This window comes from Fodinisporobacter ferrooxydans, from assembly GCF_022818495.1.
Classification (GTDB): Bacteria; Bacillota; Bacilli; order Tumebacillales; family MYW30-H2; genus Fodinisporobacter; species Fodinisporobacter ferrooxydans.
Genome location: NZ_CP089291.1, coordinates 2,031,950 through 2,049,388, shown reverse-complemented (window position 1 = coordinate 2,049,388; position 17,439 = coordinate 2,031,950). Strand labels below are relative to the sequence as shown.

Genomic DNA, 17,439 nt, shown 5'->3' with positions numbered 1-17,439 from the left:
CGTCAATGATTGAGTTGTGTCCTTTTCTTAACGATTCGAAACCAATGAAAAAAGGCGCCATCGACACATCCATGGCACCTCTTTCCATTCCCTTTTGACTATTCCCTTTCCACCAACTCCAGCGCTTCTCCATCCGGCCCTTCAAAAAAGGCGATTTTCACACGATTCAGTATGACTCTTGGAACTTCGTCCCGCATTTTGACTCCCAATTGTTTCAATCGCTCCATGGCCGCATCGATATTTTCCACGCGAACCGCCAGATGATTCACAAAACCTTCCTTGGCATCCATCGCTTTTCCGCCAATCAATTCCACCTCGAAATCCGGCTGGTCGGGATGGTATAAGAAGGCCAGTTCCACTTGTTCATTCAAGGCCGCTCGCAAACGAAGCTGTAAACCGAACACTTCCTTATAAAATGCAAGAGAACGTTCCATATCCGAAACAAGAATACCGACATGTTCAAATCTTTTGATCAATTGAATTCCTCCCAGCCGCTGAATATCTTCAAATGAAATGATAACGACACATGAAATTATAGAGACGAGCCTGCATCGACGACGACTATTTCCCCTGTCATCGAATCTGTTTCAATCAATACACGTACTTGCCGCGCGCAGTCTTCCAATGTTGCAACCCGTTTTAAAGGAGAGCTGTTCAAAAAATTTTGAATCGTATCTTCTCTGTGGCCGCGGGTCCATCGGGTATCGAGCAGCCCAGGGGCGATAGCATTGACCAATACATCCGGAGCCATTGCTTTTGCCAAGCCTTTTGTCAGATGGTTTGCAGCCGCTTTGGAAACCGAGTAGGGCAAAGAACTTCCCGATGGCCGAATCCCCGCGACAGATGTTGTAATGACAATCCGTCCGGAGCCATTCGCTTTCAAATACGGAGCTGCTGCTTTGGCCGTAAACCACACGCCTTTTACATTGACTCCCAGAATTCGATCCCAATCTTCTTCCGTAATGCCGTCAAGATCTTCAAATGGACGGAATACAGTCGTTCCTGCATTGGCAACGACCGCATCCAATCTGCCAAAACGATTGACAACTTCCTGTACCAGTTTTTCCACTTGCTCGGATGATGAAACATCCCCTTTTACCATCATGCATTGCCCGCCCAGTTCCTCGATGGCTTGCATCGTCTCCCTGGCATCATCCTCCGATCGGGAATAATTGATGGCAACCAGCATATTTGCCCGGGCAAGCTCAAGGCTGATGGCTCGTCCCAGCCCCGTTGCACCGCCTGTTACCAAAACGACTCGATTTCGCAAATCCATATGCCCCATTCCCTTCTGTTCCCTGTACTTTAATTGAATCGAACGGTAGGTATCCAACAAACACCTATCTTTTAAAATTATGGAAATATTTCGATTTGTCAAGTATAGTATATGTAAAAATCCATTTAGGAAATGCTACTGACATATGTTCAATGAAAAAGATTAATCTCCTTCGTACTGTTTGGTGTTTCCCCATTTAATGGTTTTCACTTTGGGTATCGGAATCTAAAACGGAACATGGTTTATCATAGGTCCAGCAATCACACTTCCTGAATACTATCCTTCAGTGGGTGTATTTCGAGAAACACGAATTGACAATCCCATTACAAACACTCCATTTCATAAAATGTTATATTATGTTTCGTTACGTATTAATAAAGATTGTGGAAAGTAGGGTAGATACAAGGCGGTGTATCTCTCATTGTTACTTACATCGTTTCGATTTCCTTACCCTCACACTCAATCTATAATCATTTGTTACGTCATGAAATATAACATTGACTATATGAAATATATTCTATAATCTGGAATCGAGTCAAGCTATCAAGAAGCATTAAGTGGGAGGGATTTGTTTGAAACCGTGGATTTTACCGATCTGGCTTGTTTCCGTTCTTCTTCTTAGCGGGTGTGGTGAAACTATGACGAAGACAAATGAACCACAAAAGGGAGTACAGGTCTCCAGTACCAACACTGCTATTCCAAAAACAACTTCTAATTCAAATTTAACAACTCATACAAATCCATCGCAATCGTCAAATTCACAAACATTGCCATCGACAAATAAATCGTCTCAAATACAACCAAATCACGTATTTATACAATTTCAAGCTATTACCTATACAAATGAACAAAAAAACCAGTTTCTTCAGGAAGCCCAAAAAGTGGGAGTCACTCAACCATTTGTACCGACAATCATGAATAATAATGAAAATTTTTTCGCAAGAGCAGGCAAAAACTTTGTTTCTTTCATTTATGGCTCTATGATCATTCGAGAATCAACCAAAAAACTGAAGCTTATGAACGTCATCGATGCAGGTAATGTGAAATTGAAAAACGGAATATCCGCTACATTTTTAATTACCCCTGATTATGGTGGTTGGTATTTAACATTTTGGATGAACAAAACCTACATTGAAGTAGGTGGTTCAACGTATCTCTTTAGTCAAGAAATGCTTACAAAGATTGCAGAGTCAATGCAGCCATTGAAGTAATCAAGCCTTTACGATTTTATATTCTTCACTCTAAAATTTCATCGGACATGCAATTAATGTTTTATAGGCTACATTATTCGGTATACCCCCTGTTTTCATTACCCGTTAATGACCGATTAGTTTTTTTACATTCATTGAATTAAAAAATCATCGAGACTTTCCAGACAGTCTGAATGGGAGTGGATAATTGCTCCACTCCCATTCAGACTTAACTTACGGAGAACTTACATTTGCACACTGTAGACTTTGAACTCCTAGTGCTGGATAGGTTCCACCTTTGGACAAATCAACTCTACCTTTTTTGATTGTTGCACAAGAAGAAGAAGATAAATTGGGAGCCGTTTGATCAACAATACGAGCGACAATACTTCCACCTGCTGTGTTCGTTAGGTTAATCCAGGTGTTTAAGGAGAAACTAGACTCCGGTGATTTTGCAACAATCAAATCACACGGATGGAAAAATTCACCGTTTGCCACATACAAACTAGGTTGCGCCTCGCCTGCCCCATAGTAGGAAATTGTCCACGATCCAAAATCGCTCGTGTCCGTCGAGTTAGAAGCAGTATTGAGTTGATAAATGGGGTTTCCTGCAACATTAATGCCATTGACCGGACCACGAATGTTGTTTGCCCATTCCAACGCAAGTGCGTATGGTGCTGAAGAATGGTAACTTGCATCCGAAGATGTGATTTGAACAATATTTGTAACAGTCGTGCTATATAGGTTCTCCGGATAAGTGGTACCGTTAACCGTTGTAGAACCCTGTCCCCAAGTAACATTAGCCCAAATAATACCGTAACCGCCACCCACCCAACCGGGGGTTATAAATTCCAAATCATTAGAAGCATTTAAAAAAATGTTATTTAACCGCTGCGCCACAATTTGAGCTCGTTGGTAGCCAGTATATCCACTGGCTGATGTCAATGTCATAGCATTTTGCCATTGGCCTGAGTTTGGATTGTATACTTGGACGAGCCCTGTTCCATTGCCATTGTCAATTGCTCGAGCGTTATTACCAGATTGACGAATTGATCCACCTAAACTCAAGGAGGACATCCCCTTCCATTTTATCATTACGTAGTATTACGTTATATTACGTAATATATAAGGTTATAGTGAAACGAATAGGGATATAGAATCTAAGGAGGTGTATCCCTCACCTACCCTGTCTAATTCGCTTCTTTTAACCTAAACACAATATAACATATAACGTATCGTTACGCAATATAACATATTAAAAATTTTATCTTGCCATTGGTTTCATAAATTGAAAAGGGGTATTCGGAAGATAAGGTGGTTTTTTCTATTTTAATTTCCAATTTAAAAACCTCACATTTTACCATATAATGGAATAAACGCTAGAAAATATAATAAGGAATTATGAAATGGAGGAGGTAACGATCATACGTTGTGAATTTGCACAATAAATCGGCTTAGGATTTGCAAATTATTTAGGTCCCATATCGAAAGATTTTAGGCCCCTTTTTCAGAATAAATTAGCCAATGATTAAAAAATTTGCACGCTTTCGCGGTCTTCTGGCGAGTATTTCATTCCACTATTATCCAATCCATCCTACTTCAACTACACTTTATCCCAATTCCGCTCTTGTTCAAATCGTTCATTCCCTATATACTCGTCTAATACGTGATCAAGTTTGCTTTTTTCCTAACGCGCTATCGCTTGTTGCACCCAGTAGAAAGGCAATAGCATTTAGCTATTGCCTTTCTACTGGGTCTAAGAAGTAATCACTTGTCACTCTTTGTTAATCGACTTTCACTTCGTATTTCTGTTTTGGATGTAAATAAAATCGAGTTTCCCGAAGGTATAACAGCCATTCACAGCCAAGTTCTATTCTACAAGGGATATACTCATAGCCTACCTTAATCTCGAAACAATCGCCGCAGTGAAGGTCGTAAGAATGGTCTATCTTTTGGATTTGCCAGCGTTCCTTGGCAGGACAATAGACGAGGATTCCTGGTTTTTGGGTTCGGGTCATCATGATTCTTTCCTTTCCTGAGAATATTTGGGGATCAGGGTTGTCCCCTTTGACTCGTTCTAAGCCATCCAAGCTATCTCAATGCCAGACCGCACTCCGGGGCGATGATCCGGATGACTTCGGCATCGATCTGTTCTTTTTTGTTTTGGCTGCCATATAATAGGGCGTGCATAGCCAATAAATTAATCAGGCGTGGATATCCATTGGAACAGGCACTAACAGCTTCTATTGCGTCTTCCGTGAAAATCGGATATTTCGCCCCGGCATAGGCAAGGTGATGCTCCATATATCCCTTGACCTCTTCCTTATCCAGCGGCTCGACCTGATGTCGAACCAAAAGCCGCTGGGATAAGGATCTATGTGGGTTTAACGACAGACGGTCCCGTAAGTAAGGCCAGCCGCATATAAGAAGGACAAAAGGATTCTGGGTATCCATGTGAAAATTAAAGAGCAGGCTCAAATCTTGTAAAAAGACATCTTTGGCCATTTGCATCTCGTCAAGGATGAAAACCGGCGTAATCTTTTGTTCGTAGAACAAACGGCTAATCGCCTGTTGGATTTGGCGAAACAGATCCACTTTCCGACTTTGTGGCTGTTCTCCTAGGCCGAAGGCCAATCCACGGTAAAAGTCAGTTACTGTTCCTGTAGACAACGGGAAATAGATGACCTTGTAGAGCGATTGGCCCAAGCCTTCGGCAAATGCACCCAAGGCGTAGGTTTTACCGGCTCCCGGGTCGCCGACAACAAGTGCCATGCCGCGAACCTGCTTCATGTAGGTTAAACATCCCATTGCTTCTTGAAAGGAACGGGAAGTATAGGGCGACATACCTTTGGTTTCCTTGGCAAAAGGGATTTTGGAAAGGGAATAGAATGCCATGATCATTCCCTATCTTCTCCTTTCCTGTCCATCCCTTGCATATCAGCGAAGGAGATGGCGGGTCGTTTTCGTTTTACATGAGCATTATCATGAAAATTCACTTCAGAAGCGCGAGCGACTGGTTTCCCGTCCTCATAGATATGCACGCCTTGTTCATCGTAACGAATCTCGATCTTTTGACCTATAAATCGCTCGGGAACTTCATACAGCTGGTTATTGAGCGAAAACGTTCCGTCATGTTTGACAGTTCGATTCTCCCGTTTAAGAAAGATAGGATCTAATTTGGCAGGGTCGTCGACCATCCGTACTTGATCAATCTGGGACAAGTACACTTCGAGCGGCATTTTTCCATTGAGAGAAGAATGTGGCTTGCGATGGTAGTCTTCCTCCAACCACTTCCAAAACCGTTCATTCAGTTCTTCCAATGAAGAAGCCGGTTTTGCTTTTAACAGCGAATAGAAACGCGTCTTAATCGTTCCGAACAGGCGTTCTATTTTCCCTTTGTTACGTAAAGATTTACGTAACAAAGGTTACGTTAAGACTTTCGTTATGTAAAGAAATAGGCTTCCTTCCAAGAAGATTCGTGTATTGGATTGTATATTTCTTTACATAATCAATCATCCGTGTTACGAAATAACCAAACATATTGGGAGGGTTTGGTTATGGTAACGGATTTTAAAAAGCTGGTTGCTTTGTGTGAGGATGAATTGATCAGTCGTGAGTATGGCAGTATGTATTACCGGAAAATCAAAACAGAATGGGACAAGTTGAGTCAATGGATGGCAGAACATCAATATACAGATTTTTCTGAATCTACTGGCTTTGCATACTGCGATGAGGCTTTTGGGAGTCATACCCTGACGGACAACATAAGCGAAAAAAATCGGATGAAACTCAGGGCAATACGGATGCTGATTTCTTATCAAAGAGACGGGGATTTTGAATTCCGTACCCCGAGTGTTGAACGAATTTTTCATGGTGAGATTGGGAAAACCACGGAATTATATCTTTCATATGTTAGAAACATCCTTCGTCTATCCGACGAAACGATAAGAAATAAGGAACAGTATTTATACGAATTCCACACATTCCTCAATGGTCACGCCTTGCTCTTGGAAGATTTGAATGTGGACATTGTAGAAAACTTTTTCGCATCTATGGGATATTCCCTTGCCTCAAGGCATAACAGCGGATCAACCTTACGGATTTTTCTCCGGTATGCCTTTGATAACGGACTGACGAACAAAGACTGCTCCATTTTTGTCCTTGCCGATAATTATAAAAAGCATTGTAAACTCCCCACAACCTACGAGGAGTCAGAAATAAGCAACATGATTGCATCCGTAGAGCGTTCGTCTGCAATCGGGAAAAGAGATTACCTGATTTTACTTTTAGCTGCTGAATACGGCTGGCGCACAAAGGATATCGTGGGTTTCCGGTTCACCCAGATTGACTGGGATAACAATGTCATTCGTTTTAATCAGAGCAAGACCGATATACCGGTGGAATTTCCCCTTCTTTCAACCATCGGAAATGCAATCATAGATTATCTAAAGCATGGTCGTCCGAAAACAGATGCCGAGGAAATCATTGTTGCCGCTGATACGGTAAAAAAAGGACAACCACTTTCACCCCCAACCGTTCACTCCATTGTTTCGAAATATATGAGCAAGGCGAATATCAAAAACTGGAAGGCAAAGAAGCACGGCGCCCATTCCCTGCGCCACAGCCTTGCGACCAACATGCTGAAAAAGAATGTATCCATGCCCGTTATCAGTACCGTCATGGGGCATCAGAGCACAGAAACAACCAAAATATATTTGGCCGTCGATGTAAAGAAACTGCGGCAATGCTCCCTTCCCATGCCTGAACTGCACTCATCGTATTTTAGTTGGGAGGCATAGCGAATGAGCAGACCCGTATTCCACTCTGTTTTTGCGGATGAAATAAATTCTTACCTGAACTATAAAATGTCTTCAGGCTACAAGGCTAACAGTTTCTGTGTTAATCTGCGGCACTTTGATTATTTCTGTATCCAGCAGGGGATCAAAGAACCTGTGTTCACTACTGAGGATGCTGTAAAATGGGTGCGGAAAAAGGATACCGAAGCCACAACCACGCATTATTCCCGGGTAAATGCAATTAAGCAGTTTCTCATGTTCCTCAGTCGAAAAGGCTACGATGTATTTGTTACCAGGGATATTAAGTTTAAACCGACAGAATTTCAACCCTACATTTATACAGAGGATGAAATAAGAAGATACTTCCACGCAGTGGACGCCTACGAATCCGTCCGAAATCGAAAGGACGCAATCCAATACCCGGTTCTATTCCGCCTACTCTATTGCTGTGGGACGAGAATTAATGAGACCCTAGGAATACGAAAACAGGATGTAGATTTGGAGAATGGGATTGTCAAGCTTTTTGAAACCAAAAATGACTGCGAGCGCTATATCGTGTTAGGGAACGATCTTCATACGCTCGTGAAGCAGTTTGCGGAAAAATGCTTTTATCTGCTAAATGATGGGGACTATGTTTTCACCACTTCTAACGGAGGCAGAATGAATGGGGATGGCATTTATGAGGTACACCGATTATTCCTTCAACAGGCTGGAATCCCTTATCTTGGGGGCGGAAAAGGCCCCAGAATCCATGACTGGAGGCATACCATGGCCGTGCGTTCTTTCAAGCAGATGATGGATGCCGGCATGGATATGTATGTCGCCCTTCCAATCCTGTCTACCTATTTGGGACATAAAACGATATTTGCAACAGAACGTTATGTAAGGCTAACCATGGGCATTTATCCGTATATCGAGAAAAAGTTCAGATCAAAAATAGAGAAAGTGTTCGGGGAGGGTTCGGGGATATGAAAAGAACTGATTTTGCCGTATATCTGAACAAATATTTCACAGAGTATCTTCCGAATACCTGCGGAAGCACCCCCCAGACAGTGGATTCATACAGGTATTCCTTTATCCTTTTCCTGACATATATGCAGGACGAACATAGAATTTCTGCCGATAAGGTGGATATATCTTATCTCACTTACAAAAATGTGGTAGATTACCTGAATTGGCTTCAGGAAATACGGGCAAACGGAATAGCGACTAGAAACCAAAGGCAGGCAGCCTTAAACAGCTTCATTCGCTTCCTTATGTACGAATTTCCCGAACATCTAAATGAATACCAGAAGATCCTTGGGATACCCATTAAGAAAGCGCCACAAAAGGAAATTTCTTACCTTAAAACGGAGGGCGTAGCGTTATTAATCAACCGAGTAAATTTAAACCGGCAGAACGGGCTACGTGATTATGTTATCCTATCTCTGCTGTACACAACTGGAATTCGTGTCAGCGAACTAATTCAGATCCGCGTAAAAGATTTGACGTTACAGGCTCCCTTCACGCTTTTGGTTCACGGAAAAGGACAAAAAAGTAGATATATACCGCTAATGAGCAGTACAATCCCATTTATTCAAAAGTATCTTGTCCAAAGAAAATACGACAGACCGGAGAGGCAGGATGAATGGCTGTTTAAAAACCACATGAATGAACCCTTCACCAGGCAGGGGATTAATTATATTGTGGGAAAATATACAAAACTGGCGCGAAAAATCGCCCCGGATATGATCCCTGCCCATTTCAGCCCGCATAAAATGAGGCACACGACCGCCATGGGGTTGGTCGAATCGGGTGTGGATTTAATTTACATCCGAGATTTGCTTGGACACGTAAGCGTGAAAACGACAGAAATTTATGCAAAGGCAGATGCAATGCATAAACGTCTGGCCATCGAGGCGGCAAGCAAGGAAATCGTACCCTCAGAAGAAGCGGAATGGGATAATGATTCAAACCTGAAGGACTGGCTAAAGAGTTTCAATCGCAGATAATTATGTAATGAAATATTGTTAAGGCTTTCGTTTATTACGCCATTTTTGGGGCTAATCTTTACATAACGAAAGTCTTAACGTAACCTTTGCTAGCGGCATCATAGGGCTGCGTGTGCAGGAGGTGTATGCCTAATTCTGCACAAGCCAAATGCAGCGTATCGGAACGAAAGATCTTGCCGTTGTCGGTATACAGCATCTTGGGAATGCCTCTGCGAAGCAAAGCTTCTTTCAAGACTGTGCGTAGCCCGTCAAATTTCTCGGATGGGACAAATTGCGCAAATGTGCATAGGCGAGAGCAATCATCGATCACCGCAATTAAATACGTCTTGATTTTTTTGTCGCCTGTACGAAGATATGGCCCATCTGACAGGTCGGTTTGCCAGAGCATATTGACCGTATCATGAGAAAACCGTTTTCGTTCGGGCGAACGCACTATCCCCTTCCCCAGCAATCCCTCCTTTTTCAGTAAGCGATAGATAGAGGTATAAGATACATCCTGCGGTAAAATCTCTCCTTGTTGCACCAATTGGTCATAAAACACCGTCACTGGCATTCCTTGATTTTCTTTACGCAGGGATACCAAGTGCAGCTGTAATTCACCGGATAACGATCGGGATTGTCCTCGATCCGAACGTGCCTGGGGCTTTAACGCGTCAAAACCATTACGGCGATATTGCCTTAGCCAAGCTAAGATTGTCTTGGGTGTAAATTCTTTGGAACCATAGTAAGGGACTTCGTGGGTTTTGGCAGACACCTCAGCCAAATATGTGGCGCGATCCACCTGTTCATTGAGCAAGGGAGCGATGATCCCATAGCGAAAAAGGGCCACGCGTTCCCGGTTTTGTTCATCCATTGGTTAAGTAGCCTCCCATTGTCTAAATTGGAAAGAACTGGCGCGCTTTCTCGTTCTTCCTTTTCGAAGGCTAGCCGGCTAACCATTACGATGCATTATAAAACCCGTACACGGTCCCTGACGAGGAAAAAGGTATGTGGAAACATTATTCTGTTTTGGCCACGGGTGATCCGTGATAAAATGAATGTGCCATAAAGCTGCTAATGTAATGATTGTGCCACTTTCGAATGAAGGTGACTCTGGGGAGAGTTTCAATCATATTCAGAAGCATTATGGCTTTTTCTATGGGATCTTCTGGGAAGATCTGTTTGTTCCCCTCAAGACGAAAGAACATCTCGATGATTTTGCTTTTGGCCATCAACCGTTTCCGGTAAAAACAAACTAACTGGCGGCTAAATAGCAGTACACAATAAGCCCAGAATAGTTGTAAGGTCTGCAAGATGGAAGAGAGCGTGTTCTGAAAGTAGGGAAGCAGAAAATCCGGAAGAATAGCGAATGTTTTGTTACATTTGGGATTCGGACATTTGTAACGGCAAATGGGAATCCGATATTCTGCATCGGTCTCGATCGCGTAGCGGTTATAAAAACCATGGCGTTTTAACTTCTGTTGGGACTTACAAATCGGGCAAGATTCAATCACAGGGAAATTATTGGCCCTGCCGAGCTGAAAATAACAGGGAAGATCAACTGGAAAATGATGGGTAATAATCACTCGAAACACCGCCCTTATAATTTGCAAAAAGTTTAGCAAATTGAGGCGGCATTAAAATAGCGGTAATCTGTTCCAATGTGCAAATGAGCACTTGTTTCCTGCGGAAACAAAGTGCTCATTCACAATACGTATCCCAAAAGCTTTTATTGCTGGTCTTGTTTTAGGCTCTACATTACTATCATCCATTTCAAATCCTAACGTTTATGCAGACACGAATTATGCAGATACAAATATTTATCTACAAGGACAGATCATATCCAATCCCAAACATATTATTGCTCCTGACGCGGGTGATTTAACATCTTGGATACCCATTTGGTATTTACAGTTAGTTTTAGATAAAGCAGGATTTGGAGGGCATTGGGACGGTGTTACACTTACTATTCAATCTTCCTCTCAACCTGATTTAAGCAATCTGCCGAATAGCCAATCATTAAGTGAGGATTCTGACCTTTTAGCAATTGCAATCAATGGGACAACGGTAGAATATGCTCCGAGAATTGTAGCACATGACCCCTATGCCGACGGTGATACAACTTACGTTCCGATTTATTATGTCATGCAAGCCTTAAATCGTATCGGTGTGAGTTCCGATTGGGATGGAACGAATTGGAGAATGTCAAGTAATCCTCCTTCCCCCATAAACAATGCAACCGTTACGAAACTTTCCTTGGCAAAAGATTTCGTAAACGCTCTTCAAATTCCAATCGATACAAATGGAACAAGTCCATTTGATGATGTATCAGCCTCGGATTGGGGATATGTGAACGCAATTTCAAAATACTTGTCACCAGATAGTCTTACTCACTTTGGTTCACAAGACCATGCTACAGTAACAATGCTTGACCACGCCTACCAATTATTTGTTGGCATACCCGACAACCATATGCCGTATAATGCGGGTGGAAACACGGTAGATTGGGCAACGACTATTGGGTTAAACAAAGGAATTGCAAGTAAGGGAAATCTAACGGGTTTAGATGAAACGCAGGCCGTTGCGAATCTTACAGCTCTTTACTATGGGTATCGCAAAATAGACAATGGCTATCAACTCGTCGTGCAGCCGTATGATATGTACTATGATTCCTATGATTCTAAGAAAGATTATGTACCTAATCCAGCATCGTATCAGTATTTTACTCCTTCCGTCCTTGCGGAGGATGAAAAGCGCAGCATACAATTGCTGGATGACACAACGTTTACAATTGATAATTCACCCTATGATCCGACAAAAATACCAATCGATAACCAAATACATTTACCGATCGTGACATTTCGCATTGATGGTTTATCAGATAAAGATAATATAGGAATTTTATTTGGGGGATCGTATCCTTTTCAATATAGTATTAACGGGACTTCCCCCTGGGTAAGTGGAGGGTATGATAGTACAGATCCCAAAAATGGAGGGCAAGATACGGCTCCTAAATTTGTAATTGGAAAACAGCAAGGTGTTGTAAGAATCGCTGTGAAAATCTTAGAAAACGACAGTACCGATTGGTATTACATTGCACATGTTGGTGACATTGGGACAATTGGAACTTTTTATCGGGCATCATTACCAGGTTCAACACCATCAGAACAAGGACCTGATACACCGATATTTCGTTAAAAGTATTGTTTATTTAAACCGACCCCTTCCAAAATAATAGAAGGGGTTTTCTATCAGATTCATTTGTTATTATAGGTAAAATATGGAATTTTATTTTTTAGATTCCACCTTATCTTCCGAATACCCTTCTTTTCAAATGTTGCTCGTATACGTGTAAGCCGAACCAGTAGCCGATTAAAGCTCCTGCTATTCCACTTAAAAGCAAATTCAGCAATCGTTTCACCCCCCTTACATAATATCCTTTGCCTTATTATGTTGGCTTAGTCATTTGAGAATCTGTTACAGGCTCCTTTGTGTCATTTTCAGAAGGCGAATGATCTTTTTCACGAGTTCCAGAAAACCCAATATCAATGTTTTTATACTTGACGTTCAGTTGGATTTTCTTAAAGAAAATAGCAAGGATTAAAACACCTATCAAGATGATGAGTTCTGTTGTTGTATTCACACGTTCCCTCCTTTCCGAATATCGAATACGCCCTCCTATGCACTAATATACAACATTACGTAACGTTACGCAATATTATATATTGATAATTGTTTATACTACGGCACAGCAGATTCACTCAACCCTTGCTGATTTGGCCCCATAACAGATCACGGCAAGTAATCTGCTTTTATCGTTTGTCGTCTGTACCCTTATTGGCAATTCAAGCGAATATATAGGATGAAATCGATATTTTAAAAATACTGCGGATTGCTCATACCGCGTAGCCGAATGACTGCAACTACGCTGGTATGAGTCGAGTAGTATTGATTCGAATCATATTTTATTTTTGTTCATTTTTTAGTCGCATATATTCCTCTTCTATGATTCTGGTTAATAATTCTGTTGCTGTGATGCCTTTTCTTTTTGCCATAATCGTTAATTGTTCTTTTATATAAATCGGAATATCATAATGTAGTTTTACTTTATTTCCATATGCCATTTCATTTTCCCCTCCCTGTATTATTCATCATTTGTCGTAGTTTGGAATTTGTTTTCAATAAGCTCAATTAACAGTTTAGTAGCTGACATTCCACGAAGTTCTGCGGACTCAACCAAATGCTGTTTAACTTCCGGAGAAAATTCATAAGGTAATTTTACAGTAGGTTCACTTAATTTATTTCCATTTCGTTTTTCCACTTCGAGTGCTTTATAAATAATTTTTTCATATGATTGCAGTTCATCTTCTGACAGTTCCGTATATCGAACAAGCACCCGCTTTAAATAAGCTTTCAAAGATTTTTGTTCCTTTTCCGGTATTTCAAGGGTTAATTGTTCGTTTTTAATAGTCAATAAACAATCAATTGTGTATCCGAATAAATTAATTGTGTAATTCATAAGTTTCCTCCTCGTAAAATAAACGTACTAATTAATAATATATTATGTGCCGTTTTGTAACGCAATATAATAAAATTTATACAAATCATTTACTAACTTGTTCTGTTAAAGCAAGAACGTACGTTCTTTAAAATATTTGTATCACGAAAAAAATCTTTATATAATGTTACGAAACGTAATATAACGTATTATAATTTATTAAAACAGTTCAAATCAATATTACTAATTTATTCTTGATTCTACCTAAATTAGTAAATAAAAGTAGAGTGAATTTTTTAAAATTTATTAAATAGGGAGTTGGGACAAGTGAAAGATACGAAAAATTTAGACTGGTTATTGTATGTTCCAATGTCGCAGGGTATGGAATACCATATAAAAAAGCTTATTTCCAGTATTCCTGATAATACCCAAATTTATTATGATATACGGATAAAAAATGGTGATATTACTTTATATTTGCTATTGAATAATATAAATGAACCGTTTACTTCCTGTCACTTTTTTTCAATGGACAAGTTTGACAAGAAATCAAATGAATATTTTTATACTTATATGCCACTATCCATTGTGGGTGATTTTATTTCCATCGCAAGAGAAAACAGCATACCGTATGATACATGGTGATCTATGCGGCAAGCCTTGAAAGTGTAATAATCCCAACGAAACACTGTTTCATTCTTTAATTTTTTTAAGAATTGGCAATCGTTATATGTTCGAAAATGGTGTTGTGATATGATAAATTCATCCAATACTAGATTTCAATACTTGATTTCAATACTAGATTTATAGAGGGGAAATCGCATGGTACCTTTCAGTCGTTCCATTTTTACAGTCACATTGTCCGGTCTTTTGGCAGTCTCACCCCTGATGTATCCGACTCACAGCAAAGCGGATACGAGTATAAGCATTGGACAGACATTTACAGATGTCTCCACATCCTATTGGGCTTATCCAAATATACTTAAGATGTCTCTTCGCCATGTTGTCACCGGATTTCAGGATGGCACATTTCATCCAGATGAAAAAGTAACCCAATTGCAGGCGATCGTAATGGCGATCCGGAACATGGGCTTGTCGGATCAGCTAGCGAACGCGAATACGGCAAACCTTCCTTATAATGTTCCCGATTGGGGCAAACCATATGTTGCCATAGCGATTGATAAAGGGTTGATCATTCCCAGCGAGAATCGCTTTGACCCAAATCAAAATGCTTCCCGCGAATGGGTGGCTGAACTGATGGTGCGCATGATCGGAAAATCAGCTGCAACCGTCAGTACGGCTGCCGGCACGCCGACGAGCTTTACTGACAGTTCATCGATTTCCGATTGGGCCAAAGGGTATGTCCAAGAAGCTGCCGACAGCGGTCTGATTACAGGCTATCAAGATCCGAACGGCTATTCTTTCCGCCCACAGCAAGAAGTTACACGGGCAGAGATGGTGACACTTTTGAGCAATGGAGAAAAATATCTCAACATCGAAACAAATCAAACACATCTCGGCACATTGCAATCTCTGACTGATTCCAGTCTGACCATTGCCGATACGGCAAGCGGCACTTCCTATACGTTCAATCTCAATGGCCAGACACAGTTTTTTGACCATAATCAGGCAATTTCCAAGAGCGCCATTCAGCCTTTCAGCCAACTGCTGGTCATCGGCGACAATACACAGGCATATTATGTGGAAGTAAAAGGGACGAGCACAAATACGGTCATCGACGGAACGGTGCAAAAAGTGTACCCGGAAGTCAAATCCATCGTGCTCAAAGACGCTCAAAACAAGATCGTTACATATCAATACGATGCGAATCTGCAATTAAAATCCACAGCGGGCACACTTTCGGATGTCAGTTTATTGGCGAATGGTGACACCGTGCAAGCGACCGTTGATCCTTCCGGAAAGATTGTGGAGCTTGTACGAACAGGCCAAAGCGCCAACACATCATTGGACGGCACAGTGTATGATATCGATAAAACAAACAGTCTGATCACGATTCAAACGAGCGACAATCAAATCACCGCATACCAATACAATTCAGACACCTATGTAAACTATAAGGGCAAGCGTTTCCCAACTATAAATGATTTGCAAAAGGGCGATCATGTACAGCTTCAGGTATCCCAGGGAATCGTTACTTCCATTACAGTAAACGAACAGCAATCGACAGGCAGTACCGGCACTGTTGCCGTTATTATGCCCAATCAGCAGTTTATCGCGATTCAGGGCAGTGACAGCCAAATTCATTCTTACCAGGTTTCTGCAAATGCCAACGTCACCTTCGCCGATGGAAGTACAGGCTCTCTCAGCGATATTCAAAAAGGAGACACGGTACAAGTGACAACCGATTCGAACGGCAATGCGACCGGCATTGCGGTAACCAATCGAAACGGCGGGCAAAGTGCGGGGGTTTTGACCGGTGTTGTCAATTCCGTCGATACAACCGACCAAATTCTCACACTGCAAGATTCCCAAGGCAACTTGCATGCATATGAGATGAGCCCGAATGCTGTGTACATTATCAATGGTGTAGCGAATCCGGGCATCAACGACGTGAAAAAGGATATGACCGTCTCGCTGCAGCTGGATCAAAACAATAAAGTGATCTATTTAAATGCAGACAGTTCCGTAAACGGAACGATTGTAAAAGTGGATCCTGCCAACAACCTGTTGACCGTAAAACTGGACACCGGCGAGACAAAACTGTATGTTGTCGATCCAAGTGTGAATATCTATATTCATAATATCTACGGGGATTCCCTCAGCAATCTGCACATAAACGACAATGTTTCCCTGAATTTGACCGGTCAAAAAATTACGGAGATTGATGTTCAACGTTCCTATGTGGATTATGTAACGAATGTGGATCCCAACAGCAGCCAGCTTACAGTGCAAGACAGTTCCAATTCCAACAACAGTCAGATACTTTCACTGGATGGTTCTGTGACACTTACAGTGCCTGGTGTCTCCTATCCGACTCTTTCTAATATTAAAGCAGGGGAAAGCGTAAAAGTTACCTATTCCGGGGATACGCTCAAATCCATTGCAGTATTGCCGAGCCAAGTCGTAAAAATCAATGCCGTTGACACAGCCAATCAGAATCTAGTGGTTCAAAGCGGAAGCCAAACTCCCGTAACTATTGCATATTCCGCCATCGATTCGATTCTAGACCCCAACCAGCAGGCAATCACAGAGTCTTCTCTCAATGTCGGTGACGAGGCGATGCTTGCAGGTTCGGCGGATACCGGTTACTATCTTCAGGTCTTAAAACGGGTAGACGGAATCTTTTTGGCAATGGATCCTTTGGGAGACCGTATCTATATTCTAGGCAACAGCTATTATTTGCCAACCAGCTATTTCAACAACAATCCGAATGCGCAAACTTTCCTGCAGTCATTGCAGCGGTTGGACAAAGTTTCTATTTACTTCCTCAATGATCAGATTTACGATATAGAAAAAACCAACTGACAGGATTGGAATCCGCGCTGATACAAAGGGATTCTGATATAAAAGGATTCTGCTTCTGTAAAAATATTCTGCTGCAAAAAGCATTTTGCCACAAAAAGCCCCCTTCTCCACGCTTATGTGAAGAAGGGGGCTTTTTGTGCAACCAATTTCAAGCATTCCATTATTCCTGTATCTTCTTTTTTCCTTTTATCTTCTTTTTCCTTTTTTCTTCTTTTACCCCTTA

At 41.5% G+C, this 17,439-nt stretch carries 16 protein-coding genes and 2 pseudogenes; 7 read left to right on the top strand and 11 right to left on the bottom strand.

What is annotated here, in order from left to right; genetic code table 11:
- Positions 1 to 98: 98 nt before the first annotated feature.
- Both LSG31_RS09890 and LSG31_RS09885 read right to left on the bottom strand, forming a co-directional pair.
- Positions 99 to 476, bottom strand: coding sequence for a VOC family protein (locus tag LSG31_RS09890; protein ID WP_347439096.1), 378 nt, complete (start codon positions 474 to 476; stop codon positions 99 to 101).
- A gap of 56 nt (positions 477 to 532) precedes the next feature.
- On the bottom strand, positions 533 to 1,276 hold the full coding sequence (locus tag LSG31_RS09885) for an SDR family NAD(P)-dependent oxidoreductase (RefSeq protein ID WP_347439095.1): 744 nt from the start codon (positions 1,274 to 1,276) through the stop codon (positions 533 to 535).
- Between the two features lie 572 nt (positions 1,277 to 1,848).
- On the opposite strand from LSG31_RS09885, the gene LSG31_RS09880 reads away from it, so the two are divergent.
- Positions 1,849 to 2,487 (top strand): hypothetical protein, encoded by a 639-nt coding sequence (locus LSG31_RS09880; RefSeq protein WP_347439094.1) that lies wholly within the window; start codon positions 1,849 to 1,851, stop codon positions 2,485 to 2,487.
- 213 nt (positions 2,488 to 2,700) lie between these two features.
- Here LSG31_RS09880 and LSG31_RS09875 read toward each other — a convergent pair whose 3' ends face one another.
- The 4 genes and pseudogenes from LSG31_RS09875 to LSG31_RS09865 all read right to left on the bottom strand — a co-directional run.
- A complete protein-coding gene (locus tag LSG31_RS09875; RefSeq protein WP_347439093.1) occupies positions 2,701 to 3,534 on the bottom strand; it encodes an RlpA-like double-psi beta-barrel domain-containing protein in 834 nt (277 codons plus the stop codon).
- Positions 3,535 to 4,250: 716 nt separating this feature from the next.
- Complete coding sequence (locus LSG31_RS23335) at positions 4,251 to 4,484, bottom strand: DUF5348 domain-containing protein (protein ID WP_430734216.1); 234 nt, start codon at positions 4,482 to 4,484, stop codon at positions 4,251 to 4,253.
- Positions 4,485 to 4,557: 73 nt separating this feature from the next.
- Positions 4,558 to 5,367 carry an ExeA family protein gene (locus LSG31_RS09870; RefSeq protein WP_347435624.1) on the bottom strand — a complete coding sequence of 270 codons (810 nt, stop codon included), beginning with the start codon at positions 5,365 to 5,367 and terminating at the stop codon, positions 4,558 to 4,560.
- A pseudogene (locus tag LSG31_RS09865) lies at positions 5,364 to 5,867 on the bottom strand (Mu transposase C-terminal domain-containing protein); the annotation flags it as partial. The pseudogene LSG31_RS09865 and the gene LSG31_RS09870, both read right to left, overlap by 4 nt.
- A 273-nt stretch (positions 5,868 to 6,140) precedes the next feature.
- On the opposite strand from LSG31_RS09865, the gene LSG31_RS09860 reads away from it, so the two are divergent.
- From LSG31_RS09860 to LSG31_RS09850, 3 genes are read left to right on the top strand one after another with little or no spacing between them, the layout of a single operon-like run.
- The gene (locus LSG31_RS09860; RefSeq protein ID WP_347438642.1) at positions 6,141 to 7,265 is read left to right on the top strand and encodes a tyrosine-type recombinase/integrase; all 1,125 of its coding nucleotides are present in this window, start codon (positions 6,141 to 6,143) and stop codon (positions 7,263 to 7,265) included.
- Between the two features lie 3 nt (positions 7,266 to 7,268).
- Positions 7,269 to 8,234 carry a tyrosine-type recombinase/integrase gene (locus LSG31_RS09855; RefSeq protein WP_347438641.1) on the top strand — a complete coding sequence of 322 codons (966 nt, stop codon included), beginning with the start codon at positions 7,269 to 7,271 and terminating at the stop codon, positions 8,232 to 8,234.
- A complete protein-coding gene (locus tag LSG31_RS09850; protein ID WP_347438640.1) occupies positions 8,231 to 9,253 on the top strand; it encodes a tyrosine-type recombinase/integrase in 1,023 nt (340 codons plus the stop codon). The genes LSG31_RS09855 and LSG31_RS09850 overlap by 4 nt, the downstream gene beginning before the upstream one ends.
- A gap of 67 nt (positions 9,254 to 9,320) precedes the next feature.
- Here LSG31_RS09850 and LSG31_RS09845 read toward each other — a convergent pair.
- Both LSG31_RS09845 and LSG31_RS09840 read right to left on the bottom strand, forming a co-directional pair.
- Positions 9,321 to 10,106, bottom strand: a pseudogene (locus LSG31_RS09845) (DDE-type integrase/transposase/recombinase); the annotation flags it as partial.
- Between the two features lie 145 nt (positions 10,107 to 10,251).
- The gene (locus LSG31_RS09840; protein ID WP_347435626.1) at positions 10,252 to 10,818 is read right to left on the bottom strand and encodes a DUF6431 domain-containing protein; all 567 of its coding nucleotides are present in this window, start codon (positions 10,816 to 10,818) and stop codon (positions 10,252 to 10,254) included.
- A gap of 91 nt (positions 10,819 to 10,909) precedes the next feature.
- On the opposite strand from LSG31_RS09840, the gene LSG31_RS09835 reads away from it, so the two are divergent.
- The gene (locus LSG31_RS09835) at positions 10,910 to 12,430 is read left to right on the top strand and encodes a hypothetical protein (RefSeq protein WP_347439092.1); all 1,521 of its coding nucleotides are present in this window, start codon (positions 10,910 to 10,912) and stop codon (positions 12,428 to 12,430) included.
- Between the two features lie 250 nt (positions 12,431 to 12,680).
- On the opposite strand, the gene LSG31_RS09830 is transcribed toward LSG31_RS09835, so the two are convergent.
- From LSG31_RS09830 to LSG31_RS09820, 3 genes are all read right to left on the bottom strand, one after another.
- The gene (locus LSG31_RS09830; RefSeq protein WP_347439091.1) at positions 12,681 to 12,875 is read right to left on the bottom strand and encodes a hypothetical protein; all 195 of its coding nucleotides are present in this window, start codon (positions 12,873 to 12,875) and stop codon (positions 12,681 to 12,683) included.
- Positions 12,876 to 13,197: 322 nt separating this feature from the next.
- Complete coding sequence (locus tag LSG31_RS09825) at positions 13,198 to 13,356, bottom strand: hypothetical protein (RefSeq protein WP_347439090.1); 159 nt, start codon at positions 13,354 to 13,356, stop codon at positions 13,198 to 13,200.
- 20 nt (positions 13,357 to 13,376) lie between these two features.
- Positions 13,377 to 13,751, bottom strand: coding sequence for a hypothetical protein (locus LSG31_RS09820; RefSeq protein WP_347439089.1), 375 nt, complete (start codon positions 13,749 to 13,751; stop codon positions 13,377 to 13,379).
- Between the two features lie 306 nt (positions 13,752 to 14,057).
- Here LSG31_RS09820 and LSG31_RS09815 point away from each other — a divergent pair, with 306 nt between their 5' ends.
- Positions 14,058 to 14,375 (top strand): hypothetical protein, encoded by a 318-nt coding sequence (locus LSG31_RS09815; protein ID WP_347439088.1) that lies wholly within the window; start codon positions 14,058 to 14,060, stop codon positions 14,373 to 14,375.
- Positions 14,376 to 14,552: 177 nt separating this feature from the next.
- Entirely contained in the window at positions 14,553 to 17,216 is a 2,664-nt protein-coding gene (locus LSG31_RS09810) for an S-layer homology domain-containing protein (RefSeq protein ID WP_347439087.1), read from the top strand.
- The last annotated feature ends 223 nt before the right edge of the window (positions 17,217 to 17,439 follow it).

What these genes read in the sequence shown, in the direction of transcription:
- LSG31_RS09885 (WP_347439095.1), bottom strand. Translation starts at nt 1,276, where the DNA reads ATGGATTTGCGAAATCGAGTCGTTTTGGTAACAGGCGGTGCAACGGGG.
- LSG31_RS23335 (WP_430734216.1), bottom strand. Translation starts at nt 4,484, where the DNA reads ATGACCCGAACCCAAAAACCAGGAATCCTCGTCTATTGTCCTGCCAAG.
- LSG31_RS09870 (WP_347435624.1), bottom strand. Translation starts at nt 5,367, where the DNA reads ATGATCATGGCATTCTATTCCCTTTCCAAAATCCCTTTTGCCAAGGAA.
- LSG31_RS09860 (WP_347438642.1), top strand. Translation starts at nt 6,141, where the DNA reads ATGGCAGAACATCAATATACAGATTTTTCTGAATCTACTGGCTTTGCA.
- LSG31_RS09855 (WP_347438641.1), top strand. Translation starts at nt 7,269, where the DNA reads ATGAGCAGACCCGTATTCCACTCTGTTTTTGCGGATGAAATAAATTCT.
- LSG31_RS09850 (WP_347438640.1), top strand. Translation starts at nt 8,231, where the DNA reads ATGAAAAGAACTGATTTTGCCGTATATCTGAACAAATATTTCACAGAG.
- LSG31_RS09825 (WP_347439090.1), bottom strand. Translation starts at nt 13,356, where the DNA reads ATGGCATATGGAAATAAAGTAAAACTACATTATGATATTCCGATTTAT.
- LSG31_RS09820 (WP_347439089.1), bottom strand. Translation starts at nt 13,751, where the DNA reads ATGAATTACACAATTAATTTATTCGGATACACAATTGATTGTTTATTG.
- LSG31_RS09810 (WP_347439087.1), top strand. Translation starts at nt 14,553, where the DNA reads ATGGTACCTTTCAGTCGTTCCATTTTTACAGTCACATTGTCCGGTCTT.